The organism is Arthrobacter sp. M2012083, from assembly GCF_000281065.1.
Classification (GTDB): Bacteria; Actinomycetota; Actinomycetes; order Actinomycetales; family Micrococcaceae; genus Arthrobacter.
Window position 1 is genome coordinate 14,867 of sequence record NZ_AKKK01000027.1, and the last position, 15,741, is coordinate 30,607.

The window sequence follows — 15,741 nt, forward strand, 5'->3', positions numbered from 1 at the left end:
CCAACCGGTGGCGTAAGCAGCAACCGCCGCTAAGCGTCCGAGTGGGACTCGATGGCAACCTTGAGTTGTTCCAACTGCGCCACTTCGTCTTCCAAGGCCTTCTGGAATATGCCATTCATAAGCTTCCGCAGGCCCTTGGGATGGTACTCAAGGGCGAACCGGAGGCGAGTGGTGGCACCTTCGGTGCTGAGGTAGAAGCCTCCGGTCGGCCGTGCCGGTCCGGCCACCACGGCGTAACGGACTTCGGCTCCCGGGCGGGCTTCGGTGATCCTGAAGTCGGCGGCCACGGGGCGGCCGCCGGGGCCGGAAACGGTCTGTTGGTAAAGGGCGCCTTTTTGGCCGCGAATGCCGGAGCGAAGCGCGATACTGCGAACACCCGAACGCCACAGGGAGTTGTTCATCCCATCCATGAGGAATCCGTAAACGGTCATGGCGTCCCTGCTGATCACCACTTCATTGGCAGCGAATGCCATGGAAAACCTCTTTCGGCGTACGGTCGAGTGTCGTAGCCCGGTTCCCCATACGCTGCAGCTAACACCTTCAGAATAGTCAGCGGCGGGCGCCAGCAACACATGACTGCCGAGCCTTGACCGAATGGTTATCTCACGATTTTCCGGGGTACTGCTGACAGGAGTCCGCGGGCCCGGTAGAGTGCCTGCGGCTGACTACAAGCAAATTGGGGGCGTTATGCGAGGTCAATTCCACCCGGGTTCCATGAGGAACGCACGGCGACGGCTGGCGGCTTGCGCTGCTTTCTTCAGCCTGACCGTTGCTGGCGGTGTCATTGCTGCGGCTCCAGCCACGGCTGCGCCGGCGCCATCCAACGCGCGCGCCGCCGTCGTTCAAAGTGCAGTACCGACCACTGCGAATCCACTGCCGAGCGTCGATCCTGTGGGCGACCCCGCGAACTACTCTGTCCTGGTCAACAAGTCCCGGCCATTGAGTCCTTTGAGCTACGCTCCCGGCGACTTGGTCAATGCCCGCGGCTCCGGCCAGTATCTGCGTGCCGAGGCTGCGGCATGGCTTAATGGGTTGTTCCAAGGTGCAGCTGATGCCGGCACGGGCGGGCTGGCCGTGGTGAGCGGTTACCGTTCCTATGCGCAGCAGCAGCAGGTCTACTCCTATTACGTCAGCATCTACGGCCAAGCACAGGCGGACCTGATCTCCGCACGTCCGGGGCACAGCGAGCACCAGACGGGGCTCGCCGTCGACGTCGGGAACGCCAACGGGTCCTGCGGCCTCAGCACCTGTTTCGGGGACACTCCGGCCGGGGTTTGGGTGGCGGCGAATGCCCACAAGTACGGCTTCATTGTCCGATACCCCAACGGCTACACGAATGTCACGGGCTACAGCTATGAGCCGTGGCATTTGCGCTATGTCGGAGTGGACCTCGCCACCGACATGAAACGCCGTGGCTTCCCCACCATGGAGCAGTATTTCGCCGGCAACCCCACTGCGTATGCGAGCATCACCTCCGGCGCGGACCTGGTTGCTGCGGACTCGTCCGGGCGCCTCCTTCGCTACCCTGCACATGGCGGTGGCGGTTATGGGATTCCCACAGTCATCGGTTCAAACTGGCAGGGCTTGAAGCAGGCCTTCGTGGTGGACTGGGATGCTGATGGCGTCTACGACATTTTGGCCCAATGGGACAACGGCACCTTGGGCCTGTTCAAGGGTTGGCCCGGCGGTGCTTTCTCCACTCAGATCGTGGTGGGAACGGGTGACTGGGACAAGATGACCATAACCGTGGGCAAATGGTCCGCGGCGCAGGGGTATCCAGGCATCGTGGGCTATTTCCCGGATGGCGGGCTCCGGTATTACCCCAACACCTCAGGCAGGGCGTTGACCTACCGTGTGGACATCGGAAGCGGGTGGGCGGGCATGGGCCTGACCATGGCCGACTGGAATGCCGACGGCGCCAACGACATCCTGGCCACCACTACCTCCGGGCACTTGCTCAGCTACCCCGGCAACGGTGGCGGCGGCTTCGCGGGCCTGCCCACCACAGTGGGTTCCGGTTGGGGAACCATGAAGGCACTGGTCCCGAGCTTCGGTTTGTCCGGTCCGGGAACGCGCAGTATCACTGCCCAGACCGTGGATGGCTACCTCGTCGATTACCGGCTGGGGACCGGAGCCTGGGGCGCCCAACGCCAGGTGGGCAACGGCTGGAATGGTATGAAGCTGTTCAGGTAAGCGTCCGGTGCGCCGGTCATGGGGAGTCCTGCAACTGCGCTAAGCTAGGACTCGCTCGGGGGAGTTTTTCCCGGGCAATGCGGGCGTAGCTCAATGGTAGAGCGCTAGCTTCCCAAGCTCGATACGCGGGTTCGATTCCCGTCGCCCGCTCCAAGAAAGCCCCGGATCCGATGATCCGGGGTTTCTTTGTGCCCGGACTGAACGCTGTCAAGAAAATGCACTCGACGACGGCACTCACCAAAGAGGGCCGCTTACCCGTCGACCGGGAGGCCTCGTAAGCCTAAACTCTTACGTACATCCACCTATCCGGGAGGTCCTCCAATGACTCTCACCGACGATGGTGAGGCGGGTCCCCTCGCCGTCATCAACCGCCTGCTGGAAGCCACGAACAAGCATGACCTTGAAGCCCTTGCTGAGTGTTTCGCTCCGGGCTACGTCAACGAGACACCGGCCCACCCCACCCGGGGATTCACGGGACGGGACACTATCCGCAGCAATTGGGAGCAACTTTTCACCGGCGTGCCGGACATCGCCGCCCGCATGTTGGCGCACAGCGTGAATGGGAGCAGTGTGTGGACCGAGCTGCACCTGAAAGGCGCCCGCCGCGACGGCACCCCGCATGAGATGACCGGCGTCATCATCTTCGGCGTGAATGAGGGCATCATCAGCAGTGCCCGCTTCTACCTGGAGCCTGTGGAGAAAGTGGTGACCATGGACGACACCGCGGATCGCGTCACTCACCGGGTAACGCATGGCCGCCCGGCGGTTCAGCCCGCCCAATAGGCCAACGCCAGCCTGCCCCTACAGCCGGAGGCCTGCGGTCCAGCACGCGTGACTCCGGCCACAAAGCCATGCGGGGAGGTGTATCGTCAGGAGTCAGGAGCCATTTCGGCTCCGCTCTAAGGGAGCCATCATGGGCGACAAATCACCGCGCCAAACTGCGTCAAAGAAATCCAGCAAATCCATCAAGGAAAAGCGAGCGGATAAGCGGGCTTCCGAGTCCTCCGCCACCGAGGCCGCCAAGCCCTCTACCGGCAACAAGAAGTGACCGCACCAACCGGCCAGCTGAGCATTGGTGTCCTTGCTACTTCGCTGAAACCCAATGAGCGCCGCCTGCCGATCCACCCGCAGCACTTGGAACGCATTGCTCCGGACGTGCGCCGGCAACTTCGCTTTGAGTACGGCTACGGCGAGCGGTTCGGTGTCCCGGACAGCAAGCTTGAATCAATGGTGGGCGGGCTCGGTACACGCCAGGAGTTGATTGCCAATAACGACGTCATCCTCCTTCCCAAGCCGCAGGCCCAAGACCTGGCAGAACTCCGTGACGGCCAAACCTTGTGGGGCTGGCCGCACTGCGTCCAGGACCGGGCCATCACCCAGTTGGCCATTGACAAGAAGCTCACGCTCATCGCTTTTGAGGCCATGAACCATTGGGCGGGCGACGGCGGCTTCGGGCTGCACGTCTTCCACAAGAACAACGAACTCGCCGGCTACTGCTCCGTGCTGCATGCACTGGCTTTGACTGGTTCCACCGGCGATTACGGCCGCCGTCTCAGCGCCGTAGTCATCGGTTTTGGGGCCACCGCCCGCGGTGCCGTCACCGCCCTGAACGCCCACGGCGTCCACGACGTCCAGGTGCTCACCAACCGGGGCGTCGCCGCCGTCGGGTCCCCGATCCATTCAGTGCGGATCGTGCAATTCGACCACGACAGCAAGGCGCCGTTCCTCAGTGAAGTCATCACGGACAAGGGGCGCAAGCCGTTGGCGCCGTTCCTGGCCGCGGCGGACATCGTGGTCAATTGCACCCTGCAGGACCCGAACGCCCCGCTGACCTACCTCCGCACGGAGGACCTGGCGGAATTCCAGCCGGACAGCCTGATCGTTGACGTGTCCTGCGATGAAGGCATGGGCTTCAGCTGGGCGCGGACCACCACGTTCGACGAGCCCATGTTCCGCGTGGGCGGGCACGTTAACTACTACGCCGTGGACCACAGCCCGTCATACCTCTGGAACTCGGCCAGCTGGGAGATCAGCGAAGCCCTGCTTCCGTTCCTGGACACCGTAGTGGCGGGACCGGAAGGCTGGGAAGCCAACGAGACCGTCTCCCGTGCCATCGAGATCCGTGAAGGTGTTATCCGCAATCCGGACGTCCTCGAGTTCCAGGGACGCTCAGCTGAATACCCACACCTGCCAGTGGCACAGCTTCAGCCAAGATAGCCCGCACAGATGAAGCGCTCCCGGCTGCCGGGGCGCTTCATCTGGGTTAAGCCGTCTGCGGCTCCTGCACGATCCGCAGCACTCGACGCCGATCCCGCAGGTCCACTTTGATGTGCAGGGACGACTTCCGGGCCAGTACGACGGCGACTACCGCAGCCGCGATGGCCGGCACGCCACCGGAGATCAGGACGGCCAGGTGCGGGCCGAGGTGCTCGGCAAGCCAACCCATCATGGGGCCGCCGATTGCCTGCCCACCGATCAGCACCACGAGGTACAGGCTCATGACGCGTCCGCGGATGCTCATGTTGGAACTGGTCTGCACCATTTGGTTAGCAGCGGTGAGGAACATGAGGCACCAGAATCCGGCGAGGACCATGGTGACGCTGAACCACACCATGGTTGGCATGAGGGAAGACACGCAGAGCATCAGGCCATACAACCCCGCGGACGTCACCACCGACCGCAACCGCAGCTGGCGACGGCGGGTGGACGCCACCGCGCCAGTCAGTGCACCGAGCGCAACCATCGCATTGAGCAGGCCGTAGCCTCCGGCGCCGGCGTCGTACACGTGATCCGCAAACGCGGCCAGCAGTACCGGCAGGCTCATGGCGAAAACTGCCACGAAACCAGCCATTAACCATGGCCAGTAAATAGTGGGTTTGCTGAGCGCGTAGTTGAGTCCTTCGCGGAGCATTCCCTTCTTGCGAGGGGTCGGCTGGCTGAGGTGCAACTGGTCCTTGCGGAGGATCAACAGCATCGCGACAGTGGAGCAGCAGGCCACGGCGTTCGCCGCGAAGGCCCAACCGGCACCTACTGCAGTGAGCAGCACACCGGCCAAGGCGGGACCGATCAGTCCGCCGAGCTGGAACGTGGTGGAGTTAACGCTGATGGCATTCCGGAGGTATTTGGGGCCGACGAGCTCGTTGACGAACACCTGCCGGGCCGGCTGGTCCAGCACCGTCACGAAGCCCAAAAGCAGGGCGATGACGTACACATGCCACACTTCGACGCGTTGGCTCAGGGAGAGCACCGCCAACGCGGCCGCCAGCACAGCCGCCGCGGATTGGCAGATGATGAGGATCTTTCGCTTGGCAAAGCGGTCGGCAATCATGCCGCCCCACGGGCCAAGGAAAAGCGAAGGCATGAACTGCAATGCCACGGTAATTCCGACGGCTGTGACGGAACCGGACAGCTGCAGCACCATCCAGTCCTGGGCGATGCGCTGCATCCAGATCGCGATCACGGCAATGAAATGACCGATCGCGAAGATCCTGAAATTGGGGACCTTCAGGGAGATGAAGGTATGCCGCCAGGGCAGCTTTTCACTCACGACGGCGAGTGGCTGGGTGACGGTGTCCGCGGGCTGAGGTGCGGACAGGGAATCGATGACGGGCTGGCTGACGTTTGCCGCTGAAGGCGGTGGGGGTGCCAAAAGGTAGTCCTCGGATGGAGAGTTTCGGTGGGATGCGTTTAACGCTAGGGTTGCGAGCAGCAATTATGGAAGCGTATTGCGCCTATAACTAGCATTGCGGAACGCAATGACCGTGCTGCGAGGGCGCAGTACTCCGGCCCGGCGCTGACCTGCGCTTTAGGAGTTCCGTGTTCGAACCTGTCCAGCTCCGTTCCTTTTTGGCCGTCGCAGAAACACTGAGTTTCACCAAAGCGGCGGAGCGCCTTGGGCTGGCTCAGCCCACTGTCAGCCAGCACGTCCGCAAGCTGGAAGCCGCCGCCAAACGGGTGCTGGTTGCCCGCGATACGCGCGAGGTCCGGCTCACCGACAACGGCGATGCGATGGCCGGTTTTGCCCGCAGCATCCTGGCCGCCCACGATTCCGCTGCCCGGTATTTTTCCGGCTCGGCCATGCGCGGGCGACTCCGTTTTGGCACCGCAGACGACCTCGCCATCACGGGTCTCCCCCGGATTCTCCGCGAGTTCCGGCAGTTGTACCCGCAGATCAACCTGGAGCTCACTGTCAGCCAAAGCGACCAGCTCTACAAGCGACTCAATGCCGGCCAGCTGGATTTGGTGTTCGTGAAATGGGTGGCCGGGGCAAAGGAAGGCACGGTGGTCCGGCACGACAACTTTGCCTGGGTCGGCGTGGAACAGACGGTGCTGGAACCCGGGGCACCCGTCCCCCTCATCGCCTACCCAGCGCCAAGCCTGAGCCGAAAACTGGCCATCGACGCCTTGGAAGCCGAAGGCCGGACCTGGCGGATCACGTGCAGCACCAAGCAAATCAGTGGAGTGCTTGCGGCCGTGCGAGCTGGCATTGGAGTTGCCGTGATGCCGGCTTCGCTGGTGCCCGAGGACCTGAAGGTCATTACGCAGCGGTTCGGGCTGCCGCCTGTAGGTGACGTCGACTTCACCCTGATCCGGAATCCCCTGGCAAACGCCGAGGTCATCGATGCCCTCACGCAGGCCATCATGGGCAGGACGCTGAGCAAGTCTACCTAGTGTGCGTAGGAGGCTCACCGAATGATTCACAAGAGGGGTGCCAGGAGTTCACCAGGCGATACGCCCTTACTGGGTAAGCGCATTCCCGGTATCCTTGGAGGATGATCGACCTCACTACTCTGGCTGACCTCACGCCCGGCATCTGTTCCGTCACCCTTCGCACGCACGGGATCGACGAGGTGGTCCGGATTTCCTCGAACGCAGGTCTGGCCGGGATCGAGTGGGGCACCGACGTGCACATCAGCGATTCCGAGGCAGCGGCGCACGCCAAGGAAGCCACGATGGCGGCCGGACTCAGCGTCCTCTCGCTCGGCTCGTACTACCGCTGCGGCGCGTTCGAGGACTTTGGCCGCGAGTTGGACCTTGCCACAGCTCTGGGCGCTCCGAGGATCCGGGTGTGGGCTGGGGAACTTGGCTCCGCCGAGGCCACCGAGGACCAGTGGGATGCGGTGGTCAAAGACGCCCGGCGAATTGCCGATTTGGCGGCCGACCGCGGCATCGCCATCGCATTCGAGTACCACGGCAACACCCTTACCGACTCCCCCGCCACCACCCTCGACTTACTGAACCGGGTGAATCACCCCAACGTCGGCACCTACTGGCAGCCCGCCGTCGGGCTTTCGGACAAGCAGGCGCTTGAGTCGCTCCACGAAGTCTTGCCGCACCTGGTTGGCGTGCACTGTTTCTCATGGGGACCCGAAGGCGAGCGCCTTCCACTACGGAACCGAAAGCTGCTGTGGCAGACCGTCACGGATGTCTTGCGGGGCAACGGCAAGGATATGGACATCATGCTGGAATTCGTTGAGGATGACCTGCCGGAAAACGTCCTCAACGACGCCGCTTTCCTGCACACGATCACACTGGGCGAGGACTAGCGCCGGCTACTCAGTCCAGCCCATCCGCTGAAAACAGAGCCGTTGCGCCTTAACGGTTATGCCTTCTGACTTGGTCAGGCTTGCACTTCCACCGGAGTTTCCGTGCTGCGGCGGAGTTTCACCGCGCCGCTGACCGGCGCGGTGTCAGGGTCGCCGGCGGCCAGGCGGCCGATGTCCTCCAGCGGCAGGTGCACCGTGGACAAAGCCGGGCGGAAGTCTCTCAGCGTTTCGATGTCGTCAAAACCCGCGATGGTCGCATCCCGGGGAATCCATACGCCTTCGGGTCGGAGCGCAGCGGTGACGCCGATGGCCATGACATCGTTAACGGCGAAGATGCAGAGCCGTTCCTTGGAGGCTTTGATCCGCTCGGCGAGTGCGGGCCCGGCGTCATATCCTCCGGCACGATTGAAGCCGGTGCGGATAATCCCTGCTGCAGGTCTTCCAGCGTCTGCGAGGCCCCGTTGGAAACCGCGGACGCGGTCGTCGGAGGTGTACAGCCCTTCGGGACCCGCCACGATCAGGAATTCACCTTCATGCGTAGCGGCCAATTCCGCAGCAAGGTCGGCAGCAAGCTCTTCATTGGGTACTTCAACCACGTGGTAGCCCTCAGTAGTGGAGGCGCCGACCACCGGGTGGCCAACAACCCCCACGTGTCCGCCATTGCGGCAGTAGCGGTCCAATTCGGCGGCCAGTTCGATGTTGCCTTGCTTGTCCTCGGCGCGCACGGATCGCGAACCGGCGATCACGATGGAGTCGGCGCGTCGGGCGGCGAACGCGGCCACTGCCTCTTTTTCGTCCTGCGCGGCGCCGGACGTACTGGCCAGCAACACCATTCGGTTTTGCTGGCGGGCTGCTTCCTGGACCCCGCGGGCGATGGCAGAGAAGTAGGGGTCGGCGATGTCATGAACAATGAGGCCGATCAATCCTGAGCTCGACTTCGCCAGCGCCTGCGCCTGCGCGTTCGGGACGTAGCCGAGCTTGTCGGCAGCTTCGCGGACGCGCTCCGCGATATCCTCAGCTGGTTTACGGGACGAGCCGTTCAAGACCCGGGATGCCGTGGCAAGGGAGACCCCGGCTAGTCGGGCAACTTCACTCAGTGTGCTGGCGGCCACGGGGCCCTCCTTTTCTGCGAGCGTCGGGACTGGCGCTAGGAAAATTATGGCAGGCCTCCACCATTTTTGGGAAAGCGCTTGCCAACCCGGCGCGTCATGGTGCATGATCGATTGCAGCGGGAATGCGCTTTCCCACATACGTAACTGCAAGCACCGGCATCCGAAGAGCGACCGGCACACAAGGCACTGGAGAAAACATGGGCTACGAAACAAAGACGATCCGCATCGCCATGAACGGCATCACCGGCCGCATGGGCTACCGCCAGCACCTGCTGCGGTCCATCCTCCCCATCCGCGACGCCGGCGGCTTCACGCTGGAAGACGGCACCAAGGTGCAGGTTGAGCCGATCCTGGTTGGACGCAACGAAGCCAAGATCCGCGAACTCGCCGAGCTCCACAAGGTCTCCGAATGGACCACGGACCTGGACGCCGTCATCGCCGATCCCACCGTTGACATCATCTTTGACGCCTCCATGACCAGCCTCCGCGCCGCTACCCTGAAGAAGGCAATGCGCGCCGGCAAGCACATCTTCACCGAGAAGCCCACGGCCGAGACCCTCGAAGAAGCCATCGAGCTGGCACAGATCGGCAAGGAAGCCGGCGTCACCGCAGGCGTTGTGCACGACAAGCTGTACCTCCCCGGCCTGGTCAAGCTCCGCCGCCTGGTGGACGAAGGCTTCTTCGGCCGCATCCTTTCCATCCGTGGCGAATTCGGCTACTGGGTTTTCGAAGGCGATGTCCAGGCTGCACAGCGCCCGTCCTGGAACTACCGCAAGGAAGACGGCGGCGGAATGACCACGGACATGTTCTGCCACTGGAACTACGTTCTTGAAGGCATCATCGGCAAGGTCAAGAGCGTCAACGCCAAGACCGCCACACACATCCCCGCCCGCTGGGACGAGGCCGGCAAGGAATACACGGCCACCGCTGACGACGCCTCCTACGGCATCTTCGAGCTCGAAACCCCGGGCGGCGACGACGTCATCGGACAGATCAACTCCTCGTGGGCCGTCCGCGTCTACCGCGACGAACTGGTGGAGTTCCAGATCGACGGCACGCACGGTTCCGCCGTCGCCGGTTTGAACAAGTGCGTTGCGCAACAGCGCGCCCACACCCCCAAGCCCGTCTGGAACCCGGACCTGCCCGTCACCGAATCGTTCCGCAGCCAGTGGCAGGAAGTTCCCGCCAACGCTGAACTGGACAACGGCTTCAAGCTGCAGTGGGAAGAATTCCTCCGCGACGTCGTCGCCGGCCGCGAGCACCGCTTCGGCCTGCTCTCCGCAGCCCGAGGCGTGCAGCTGGCCGAACTGGGCCTGCAGTCCTCGGCTGAGCGCCGCACCATCGACATCCCGGAGATTACCCTCTAATGACGTCCCTTATCCTTCCCACCAACGACGGCGGCACCCGCGAGTACCGCCTTCAGGCCGCCACATCGTGGGCCAAGCCGACCGCTCCTTTGACGGCCCGCCGCGCCTACGCAGCAGCCCACGTCATCCCCGAGGTCGCAGCGGACAACACTCCCGGCGCACCGGCGCAGCTCGACTGGGACGCCACGTTGGCCTATCGGCACGAGCTGTGGTCTTACGGCCTGGGCGTTGCAGATGCCATGGACACCGCGCAGCGCGGCATGGGCTTGGACTGGGCAGCCACCCAGCAGCTCATCAAGCGCACCGGCGCCGAGGCAGCGTCAGTTGTTGCTGCAGATAACGCCGCCATCACCGGCAAATCCGTCCGCGACCTCGTTTCCTGTGGTGCCGGAACCGACCAGCTGGACATCGCCGCCCTTCCGGACGGCGCTGCCGGTATCCAGTCCGTCATCGATGCTTACCGTGAGCAGATCGCCGTCGTCAGTGAGGCCGGCCCCAAGGTCATCCTCATGGCGTCCCGCGCCTTGGCCAAGGTCGCCAATGGCGCGGACGACTACCTGCACGTCTACTCGACGCTCCTGCAAGAAGTGGATCAGCCCGTCATCCTGCACTGGCTCGGCACCATGTTCGACCCCGCGCTGGCCGGCTACTGGGGCTCCGACGACGTCTCTGTGGCCACCGATACGTTCCTCAGCTTGATCCGCGAGCACTCGGACAAGGTTGACGGCGTGAAGGTTTCGCTGCTGGATGCTTCCCACGAGGTCGCCCTGCGCGCTGCACTTCCGGAAGGCGTCCGCCTCTACACCGGCGACGACTTCAACTACCCGGAACTGATCGACGGCGACCAGACGCACCACTCGGACGCCCTGCTGGGCATCTTCGCTGCCATCTACCCGGCCGCTTCGGTTGCCTTGCAAAAGTACGACGCCGGTCAGGGCGCCGAAGGGCGCGCGATCCTGGACTCCACCGGTGAGCTCGGAAAGCACATCTTCAGCGCACCCACGTTCTACTACAAGACAGGTATCGCGTTCATGTCCTGGCTCAACGGCAAACAGCCCGGTTTCCAGATGGTGGGCGGCCTGCACTCCGGTCGTTCCGTCCTGCATCTGGCCAAGACCTTCGAACTGGCCGACCAAGCCGGCCTGTTGAAGGATCCGTCGCTGGCCGCCTTCCGAATGTCTGACTTCCTGCGGATCAACGGGGTGGGCGCATGAGCGCGGACTTCTCCAGGCTGTCGCTGAACAGCGCCACCACCAAGAAGTGGACGCTCGCTGAGGCTGTGGATGGTTGCGCCCGCGCCGGCATCCCCGCGATCGGACCGTGGCGTGACCGCGTGGCCGAGGCCGGACTGGATAAGGCAGCCAAGCTCATCAAGGACGCGGGCCTCCGGGTTTCCTCGCTGTGCCGCGGCGGCTTCCTCACGGCGGCTGACGCTGAAGGACAGGCCGCAGCCCTCGCCGACAACTTCGAGGCCATCCGCGAAGCAGTAGCACTGGACACCCAGGAGCTGTTCCTGGTGGTTGGTGGGCTCGCTCCGGGTGAGAAGGACGTCGTCGCTGCACGCCGGCGTGTGGCCGATCGTCTCGAAGAACTGGTCCCGTTCGCTTCCGAGAACGGTGTACGCCTGGTGCTGGAACCCCTGCACCCGATGTACGCCGCCGACCGTGCCCTCATCTCCACCCTTGGCCAGGCCCTCGATCTCGCCGCGCCCTTCGACGCGAAGGCCGTGGGCGTGGCCGTCGATACCTTCCACGTCTGGTGGGATCCGGAACTGAAGGCGCAGATTGAACGTGCCGGCCGCGAGAACCGCATCGCCTCCTACCAGGTGTGCGACTTCAACCTGCCGATCGCTGCGGACGCGCTGTTGTCCCGCGGCATGATGGGCGACGGCGTCATCGACTTCGCGACCATCGGCACCTGGGTCAGGGACGCTGGATATACAGGCGACATCGAAGTTGAAATCTTCAACCAGGAAATTTGGGACGCCGACGGCCACACCGTCCTGGAAACCATGAAGCAGCGCTACGAGGAGCTTGTCCTCCCGTTCGCGTAACAACGTGCTCCTCCCGCGGATGCCCTAAGCTCCGCGGGAGGATCGCTCCACAAACCAGCGGGTTCCTGCCAAGGTCACGGCGGGGGCCCGCTTTTTTGGCACCACAGGTCTCCCTCCGGGCCGGTTATCCCGGCGGGGGTGCGGCCACCACCCACTTTGATTTCTAAATGAGCCGGACACGCCGCATTGCGGGTGTGTCGCGGCAGTCCCGGGGCCAAAGAAGGTGGTGACGGCGCACCCTCTTTGTGTCCGCCATGAGTCGTTCAGCGGGCAGGTGAGATAAGTGCTACACAGCTGAAACATTGCGTCGACGGGAGGAAACAATGGCCACCTACGCTGGTTTCACCTGGACAAGGAAGTCCACGAAACCACTGAAAGGACACCACCATGATGCTCTTGAAGACTCTGAACTTTTTCCTCGACACCAGCAGCAGCCACAGCGGCCCGTCCGGCGAATCCAACCCCGAGCACTCCCCCGCCGTTGCAGCGGAGCACCTGACCTCCAGCGCCTGGGAGGGCTGGTGGGATGACGCCGATCAGGGCTTCCCAGCCGAAGCCTGAGTTATCGACCCGCTACGAGCCCGTCCCAAGACCACGCCGCACGGAGAAGACCGGCCGGACTCATGAGGCTCGCGCAGCGAGCTGCACTTTGGCCTTCGGCAGGCCGATAAAGGTGACCGACCCGCCGTCGAGCCCCTTCAGTACCAACCGGATACTCCGCGAGCCCTCTTGGGGTTCGACGGAGTTGACTTGAAAAACCTCACCGCTGATCCGGACGCTGTCGCCGTTCTTAATGGCTTTAAGCTTCTTGCTCCTTGCACCGGACGCCATGGCCGGATCCTCCATTGCCACTACTTGTTCTTCCGGGAATCGTCATCGCGGGCATGGTTGCCGCGGGCGTCGTCCGCGGAGTCTTCCTTCCCATGGGTTTCGCGAAGTTCCTCACCGCGGCGTACTACTTCTTCTTCCTTTTCCTGCATCTTGTCGCTCTTCTTGGTATCGCGCGGCGGCAGCTGGATGCTTTCTTCGGCTTCAATGCCGCCCTGAAGTTGGCGTCCGCGTTCCATCTCGGCGTCGAACTCTGCGCCAAACAGTAGGGACATGTTCAGGATCCAGAGCCACAGCAACATGATGATGACGCCTGCCAGGGCGCCGTACGTCTTGTTGTAGTTGCTGAAATTTGCCACGTAGAAACCGAAACCGAGGGAGGCCAAAGCGAAAATTATCAGCGCGATGAACGAACCCATGCTCATCCACCGGAACTTGGGCTGCTTCACGTTGGGCGTGAAGTAGTAGAGAACAGCGATGATCGCCACCACGATGAGGATGAGGACCGGCCACTTGGCGATGTTCCAAACGGTGAGGGCGGTCTCTGACAATCCGATAGCGCCTCCGATAGCCTCGGCCACCGGGCCGCTGAGGACCAGCATGGCTGCGGCGATCGCTGCACCCACCACGGCAACGATAGTGACGGCGAGCATCGTGCCGCGCAGTTTGACGAAGCCGCGGCCCTCGTCCACTTCATACACCCGGTTCATGGCCCGGCTGAAAGCTGTGGTGTAGCCGGAGGCAGACCACAGCGCCACCAAAATACCGAAAACCAACGCTAGCCCTGCTGTGTTGGATTGCGCGAGTTCCTCGATCGGCTGGCGCATGGCGTCAACGCCCGGCCCCGGTGCGAACTGCTGGACTATGTCCAGCAGCGCCGATGTGGTGCGTCCGGCGTCGCCAAAGATGCCAATCAGCGAAACCAAGGCCAGGAGCGCGGGAAACAGCGAGAGGACTGCGTAGTAGGTCAGACCTGCCGCCGCATCCGGACACTGATCCTTGGTGAACTCCTGCAACGTCCGCTTGGCAACGTACTTCCACGTGGGCTTGACCAGGTCGTTGGGACTGTCCGGCTTGCGTGAGTCCTCAGGAGAAGGAGCACTCTGCGCTTTGGCCGTGCTGGTGTGGGCTGAGTCTTTTGTAGTCATGGGGCACTCGTCCGTGGGTAGTTTGCGCGAACAACTGACCCTTCAATAGTAAGCATGCTGATGAATACAACGGAAGCACCCACGCCGGTTAATCCCCCACGATTAAGACCCGCGACCCCGGAAGGGTATCGCGGAACCCACCGGGAAGACTAGGCCAGCTTGCTCGCCAGCAGGAACTCGAACGGCGACTCGATCACCGACCGGATCACTTGGCCGGCAGCGCCGAGGAGCGTCCCGGAATGCTCGAGGTTGGAAACCGTCAGGTTGCTTGGATCCAGCAAACCCGGCGCGTAGTGATCCAAACTGCTGAGCAGCGCCGGCCTGAGCCATTCCGCCAGGACGGCAAAGTGCCCACCGAGGACTACGGCTTCAATATCCATCAACCTGGCCGACGAGGCGAGCGCAACACCCAAGTACCTCCCGGCGTCGTGAACTGCCTGGGTGGCTTGCGGCTCCCGGGCAGCCAAGGCCGCCAGCAGCAGCTCCGTGCGCCCTCCCAGCGATCCCTCGGGGATACCTGCGGCCTCGAAAATGGCTTCCTGGCCGGCGAAGGTTTCCAAGCACCCCGCGCCGCCGCAGGAACACGCCGGCCCGTCGGGGTGGACAACGATGTGGCCAAGTTCGCCGGCTGATCCGCCAGGTCCGGTGTAAAGTTCCGAGCCGATGATGACGCCCCCACCAACACCCACTTCCCCTGAAACATAGAGGAAGTCCGACTGACCCGCGCCATACCAAAGCTCTCCGAGTGCTGCACTGTTGGCCTCGTTGGACAACCTGACGCCAAGCGGTGCGCCTTCCAGCAGATTCTGCGGATTCAGCGCTTCGTGCTCCCAGTGCAGGTTGGGAGCGGACAACACAAGGTTGCGCTGCTCATCCACCAAGCCCGGAACCGCCAATCCGCCACCGAGGATCGAGATGTCCGCAGCGGCCGCGGCGGCTATTGCTTCGGCCGCCAGGCCACCCAAGCGTTCCATGACCTTTTCAGGGGCCAGGCCCCGGTTTCGCGATTCAACGGTGGAATGGAAGCGGAGGTTTCCTCCCAGGTCCACGAGGCCAGCGGCCAGGTAGTCCACGTTGATCTCCATGCCCACTACGCCACGGCGGGCGCTGAGTTCCAGGCCTTGGCCTGGCCGCCCGCGCTCTCCGTCGCGGTAAAGGCCCACTTCCGAGACCAGCCCGGATTCCACGAGGTCGGCAACCAGGCTTGAAACCGCCGCTTTGGTCAGTCCGGTTCCGGCAGCCAACTGCGCGCGGCTGGGCTTGGCATCTCCGGTCCGCGCGATGGAGTCCATGACCAACGAAAGATTTCGACGGCGGACGTCACCTACGCGTCCGGGCGCGTTTTGCTCATTCACTGGCGTGGAACCTCCCTGCAGCTTCGAAGAATTTTTCCGGCTTCCATTGACCATGATCCATCATCCCCCATATAGTTCAGATTGAAAACTAATTGGAATGCAGTTCTTGCAGTTCATCCCCAGTGCTTTGCAAAGGAGC

General features: G+C 63.2%; 16 protein-coding genes and 1 tRNA gene. 11 read left to right on the top strand and 6 right to left on the bottom strand.

Going from position 1 to position 15,741, the window contains the following annotated elements; genetic code table 11:
• Positions 1–29: 29 nt before the first annotated feature.
• Positions 30–473: an SRPBCC family protein gene (locus A477_RS0113450; RefSeq protein WP_017199503.1), complete on the bottom strand. Its 444-nt coding sequence runs from the start codon at positions 471–473 to the stop codon at positions 30–32.
• Between the two features lie 241 nt (positions 474–714).
• Between A477_RS0113450 and A477_RS0113455 the strand changes: the two genes are divergently transcribed.
• The 5 genes from A477_RS0113455 (at position 715) to A477_RS0113480 (ending at position 4,410) form a co-directional block, all read left to right on the top strand.
• A complete protein-coding gene (locus A477_RS0113455; protein WP_237715799.1) occupies positions 715–2,193 on the top strand; it encodes a M15 family metallopeptidase in 1,479 nt (492 codons plus the stop codon).
• Between the two features lie 79 nt (positions 2,194–2,272).
• Positions 2,273–2,346, top strand: a tRNA-Gly gene (locus A477_RS0113460).
• A gap of 168 nt (positions 2,347–2,514) precedes the next feature.
• Positions 2,515–2,976, top strand: coding sequence for a nuclear transport factor 2 family protein (locus tag A477_RS0113470; RefSeq protein WP_017199506.1), 462 nt, complete (start codon positions 2,515–2,517; stop codon positions 2,974–2,976).
• 130 nt (positions 2,977–3,106) lie between these two features.
• On the top strand, positions 3,107–3,241 hold the full coding sequence (locus A477_RS23870) for a hypothetical protein (protein ID WP_011776304.1): 135 nt from the start codon (positions 3,107–3,109) through the stop codon (positions 3,239–3,241).
• Entirely contained in the window at positions 3,238–4,410 is a 1,173-nt protein-coding gene (locus A477_RS0113480; RefSeq protein WP_017199507.1) for a N(5)-(carboxyethyl)ornithine synthase, read from the top strand. The genes A477_RS23870 and A477_RS0113480 overlap by 4 nt, the downstream gene beginning before the upstream one ends.
• Positions 4,411–4,456: 46 nt before the next feature.
• Here A477_RS0113480 and A477_RS0113485 read toward each other — a convergent pair whose 3' ends face one another.
• Positions 4,457–5,842, bottom strand: a complete 1,386-nt coding sequence (locus A477_RS0113485) for an MFS transporter (protein WP_017199508.1) — start codon at positions 5,840–5,842, stop codon at positions 4,457–4,459.
• 167 nt (positions 5,843–6,009) lie between these two features.
• On the opposite strand from A477_RS0113485, the gene A477_RS0113490 reads away from it, so the two are divergent.
• Both A477_RS0113490 and A477_RS0113495 read left to right on the top strand, forming a co-directional pair.
• Complete coding sequence (locus A477_RS0113490) at positions 6,010–6,864, top strand: LysR substrate-binding domain-containing protein (protein WP_017199509.1); 855 nt, start codon at positions 6,010–6,012, stop codon at positions 6,862–6,864.
• A 101-nt stretch (positions 6,865–6,965) separates the two neighbouring features.
• A complete protein-coding gene (locus A477_RS0113495; protein WP_017199510.1) occupies positions 6,966–7,739 on the top strand; it encodes a sugar phosphate isomerase/epimerase family protein in 774 nt (257 codons plus the stop codon).
• Between the two features lie 74 nt (positions 7,740–7,813).
• Here A477_RS0113495 and A477_RS0113500 read toward each other — a convergent pair whose 3' ends face one another.
• The gene (locus A477_RS0113500) at positions 7,814–8,851 is read right to left on the bottom strand and encodes a LacI family DNA-binding transcriptional regulator (protein ID WP_017199511.1); all 1,038 of its coding nucleotides are present in this window, start codon (positions 8,849–8,851) and stop codon (positions 7,814–7,816) included.
• Positions 8,852–9,048: 197 nt separating this feature from the next.
• On the opposite strand from A477_RS0113500, the gene A477_RS0113505 reads away from it, so the two are divergent.
• The 4 genes from A477_RS0113505 (at position 9,049) to A477_RS23515 (ending at position 12,832) form a co-directional block, all read left to right on the top strand.
• Positions 9,049–10,218: a Gfo/Idh/MocA family protein gene (locus A477_RS0113505; RefSeq protein WP_026005605.1), complete on the top strand. Its 1,170-nt coding sequence runs from the start codon at positions 9,049–9,051 to the stop codon at positions 10,216–10,218.
• A complete protein-coding gene (locus A477_RS0113510; protein ID WP_017199512.1) occupies positions 10,218–11,432 on the top strand; it encodes a dihydrodipicolinate synthase family protein in 1,215 nt (404 codons plus the stop codon). The genes A477_RS0113505 and A477_RS0113510 overlap by 1 nt, the downstream gene beginning before the upstream one ends.
• Entirely contained in the window at positions 11,429–12,271 is an 843-nt protein-coding gene (locus tag A477_RS0113515) for a sugar phosphate isomerase/epimerase family protein (protein WP_017199513.1), read from the top strand. The genes A477_RS0113510 and A477_RS0113515 overlap by 4 nt, the downstream gene beginning before the upstream one ends.
• 387 nt (positions 12,272–12,658) lie before the next feature.
• Complete coding sequence (locus A477_RS23515; RefSeq protein ID WP_017199514.1) at positions 12,659–12,832, top strand: hypothetical protein; 174 nt, start codon at positions 12,659–12,661, stop codon at positions 12,830–12,832.
• Between the two features lie 60 nt (positions 12,833–12,892).
• On the opposite strand, the gene A477_RS0113525 is transcribed toward A477_RS23515, so the two are convergent.
• From A477_RS0113525 to A477_RS0113535, 3 genes are all read right to left on the bottom strand, one after another.
• Positions 12,893–13,102, bottom strand: a complete 210-nt coding sequence (locus A477_RS0113525) for a hypothetical protein (RefSeq protein WP_237715800.1) — start codon at positions 13,100–13,102, stop codon at positions 12,893–12,895.
• A gap of 20 nt (positions 13,103–13,122) precedes the next feature.
• Positions 13,123–14,247 carry a YihY/virulence factor BrkB family protein gene (locus A477_RS0113530; RefSeq protein WP_026005606.1) on the bottom strand — a complete coding sequence of 375 codons (1,125 nt, stop codon included), beginning with the start codon at positions 14,245–14,247 and terminating at the stop codon, positions 13,123–13,125.
• A 149-nt stretch (positions 14,248–14,396) separates the two neighbouring features.
• The gene (locus A477_RS0113535) at positions 14,397–15,602 is read right to left on the bottom strand and encodes an ROK family transcriptional regulator (RefSeq protein ID WP_026005607.1); all 1,206 of its coding nucleotides are present in this window, start codon (positions 15,600–15,602) and stop codon (positions 14,397–14,399) included.
• Between the last annotated feature and the right edge of the window lie 139 nt (positions 15,603–15,741).

What these genes read in the sequence shown, in the direction of transcription:
- A477_RS0113450 (WP_017199503.1), bottom strand. Translation starts at nt 473, where the DNA reads ATGGCATTCGCTGCCAATGAAGTGGTGATCAGCAGGGACGCCATGACC.
- A477_RS0113455 (WP_237715799.1), top strand. Translation starts at nt 715, where the DNA reads ATGAGGAACGCACGGCGACGGCTGGCGGCTTGCGCTGCTTTCTTCAGC.
- A477_RS0113470 (WP_017199506.1), top strand. Translation starts at nt 2,515, where the DNA reads ATGACTCTCACCGACGATGGTGAGGCGGGTCCCCTCGCCGTCATCAAC.
- A477_RS23870 (WP_011776304.1), top strand. Translation starts at nt 3,107, where the DNA reads ATGGGCGACAAATCACCGCGCCAAACTGCGTCAAAGAAATCCAGCAAA.
- A477_RS0113495 (WP_017199510.1), top strand. Translation starts at nt 6,966, where the DNA reads ATGATCGACCTCACTACTCTGGCTGACCTCACGCCCGGCATCTGTTCC.
- A477_RS0113505 (WP_026005605.1), top strand. Translation starts at nt 9,049, where the DNA reads ATGGGCTACGAAACAAAGACGATCCGCATCGCCATGAACGGCATCACC.
- A477_RS0113510 (WP_017199512.1), top strand. Translation starts at nt 10,218, where the DNA reads ATGACGTCCCTTATCCTTCCCACCAACGACGGCGGCACCCGCGAGTAC.
- A477_RS0113515 (WP_017199513.1), top strand. Translation starts at nt 11,429, where the DNA reads ATGAGCGCGGACTTCTCCAGGCTGTCGCTGAACAGCGCCACCACCAAG.
- A477_RS23515 (WP_017199514.1), top strand. Translation starts at nt 12,659, where the DNA reads ATGATGCTCTTGAAGACTCTGAACTTTTTCCTCGACACCAGCAGCAGC.
- A477_RS0113525 (WP_237715800.1), bottom strand. Translation starts at nt 13,102, where the DNA reads ATGGCGTCCGGTGCAAGGAGCAAGAAGCTTAAAGCCATTAAGAACGGC.
- A477_RS0113530 (WP_026005606.1), bottom strand. Translation starts at nt 14,247, where the DNA reads ATGACTACAAAAGACTCAGCCCACACCAGCACGGCCAAAGCGCAGAGT.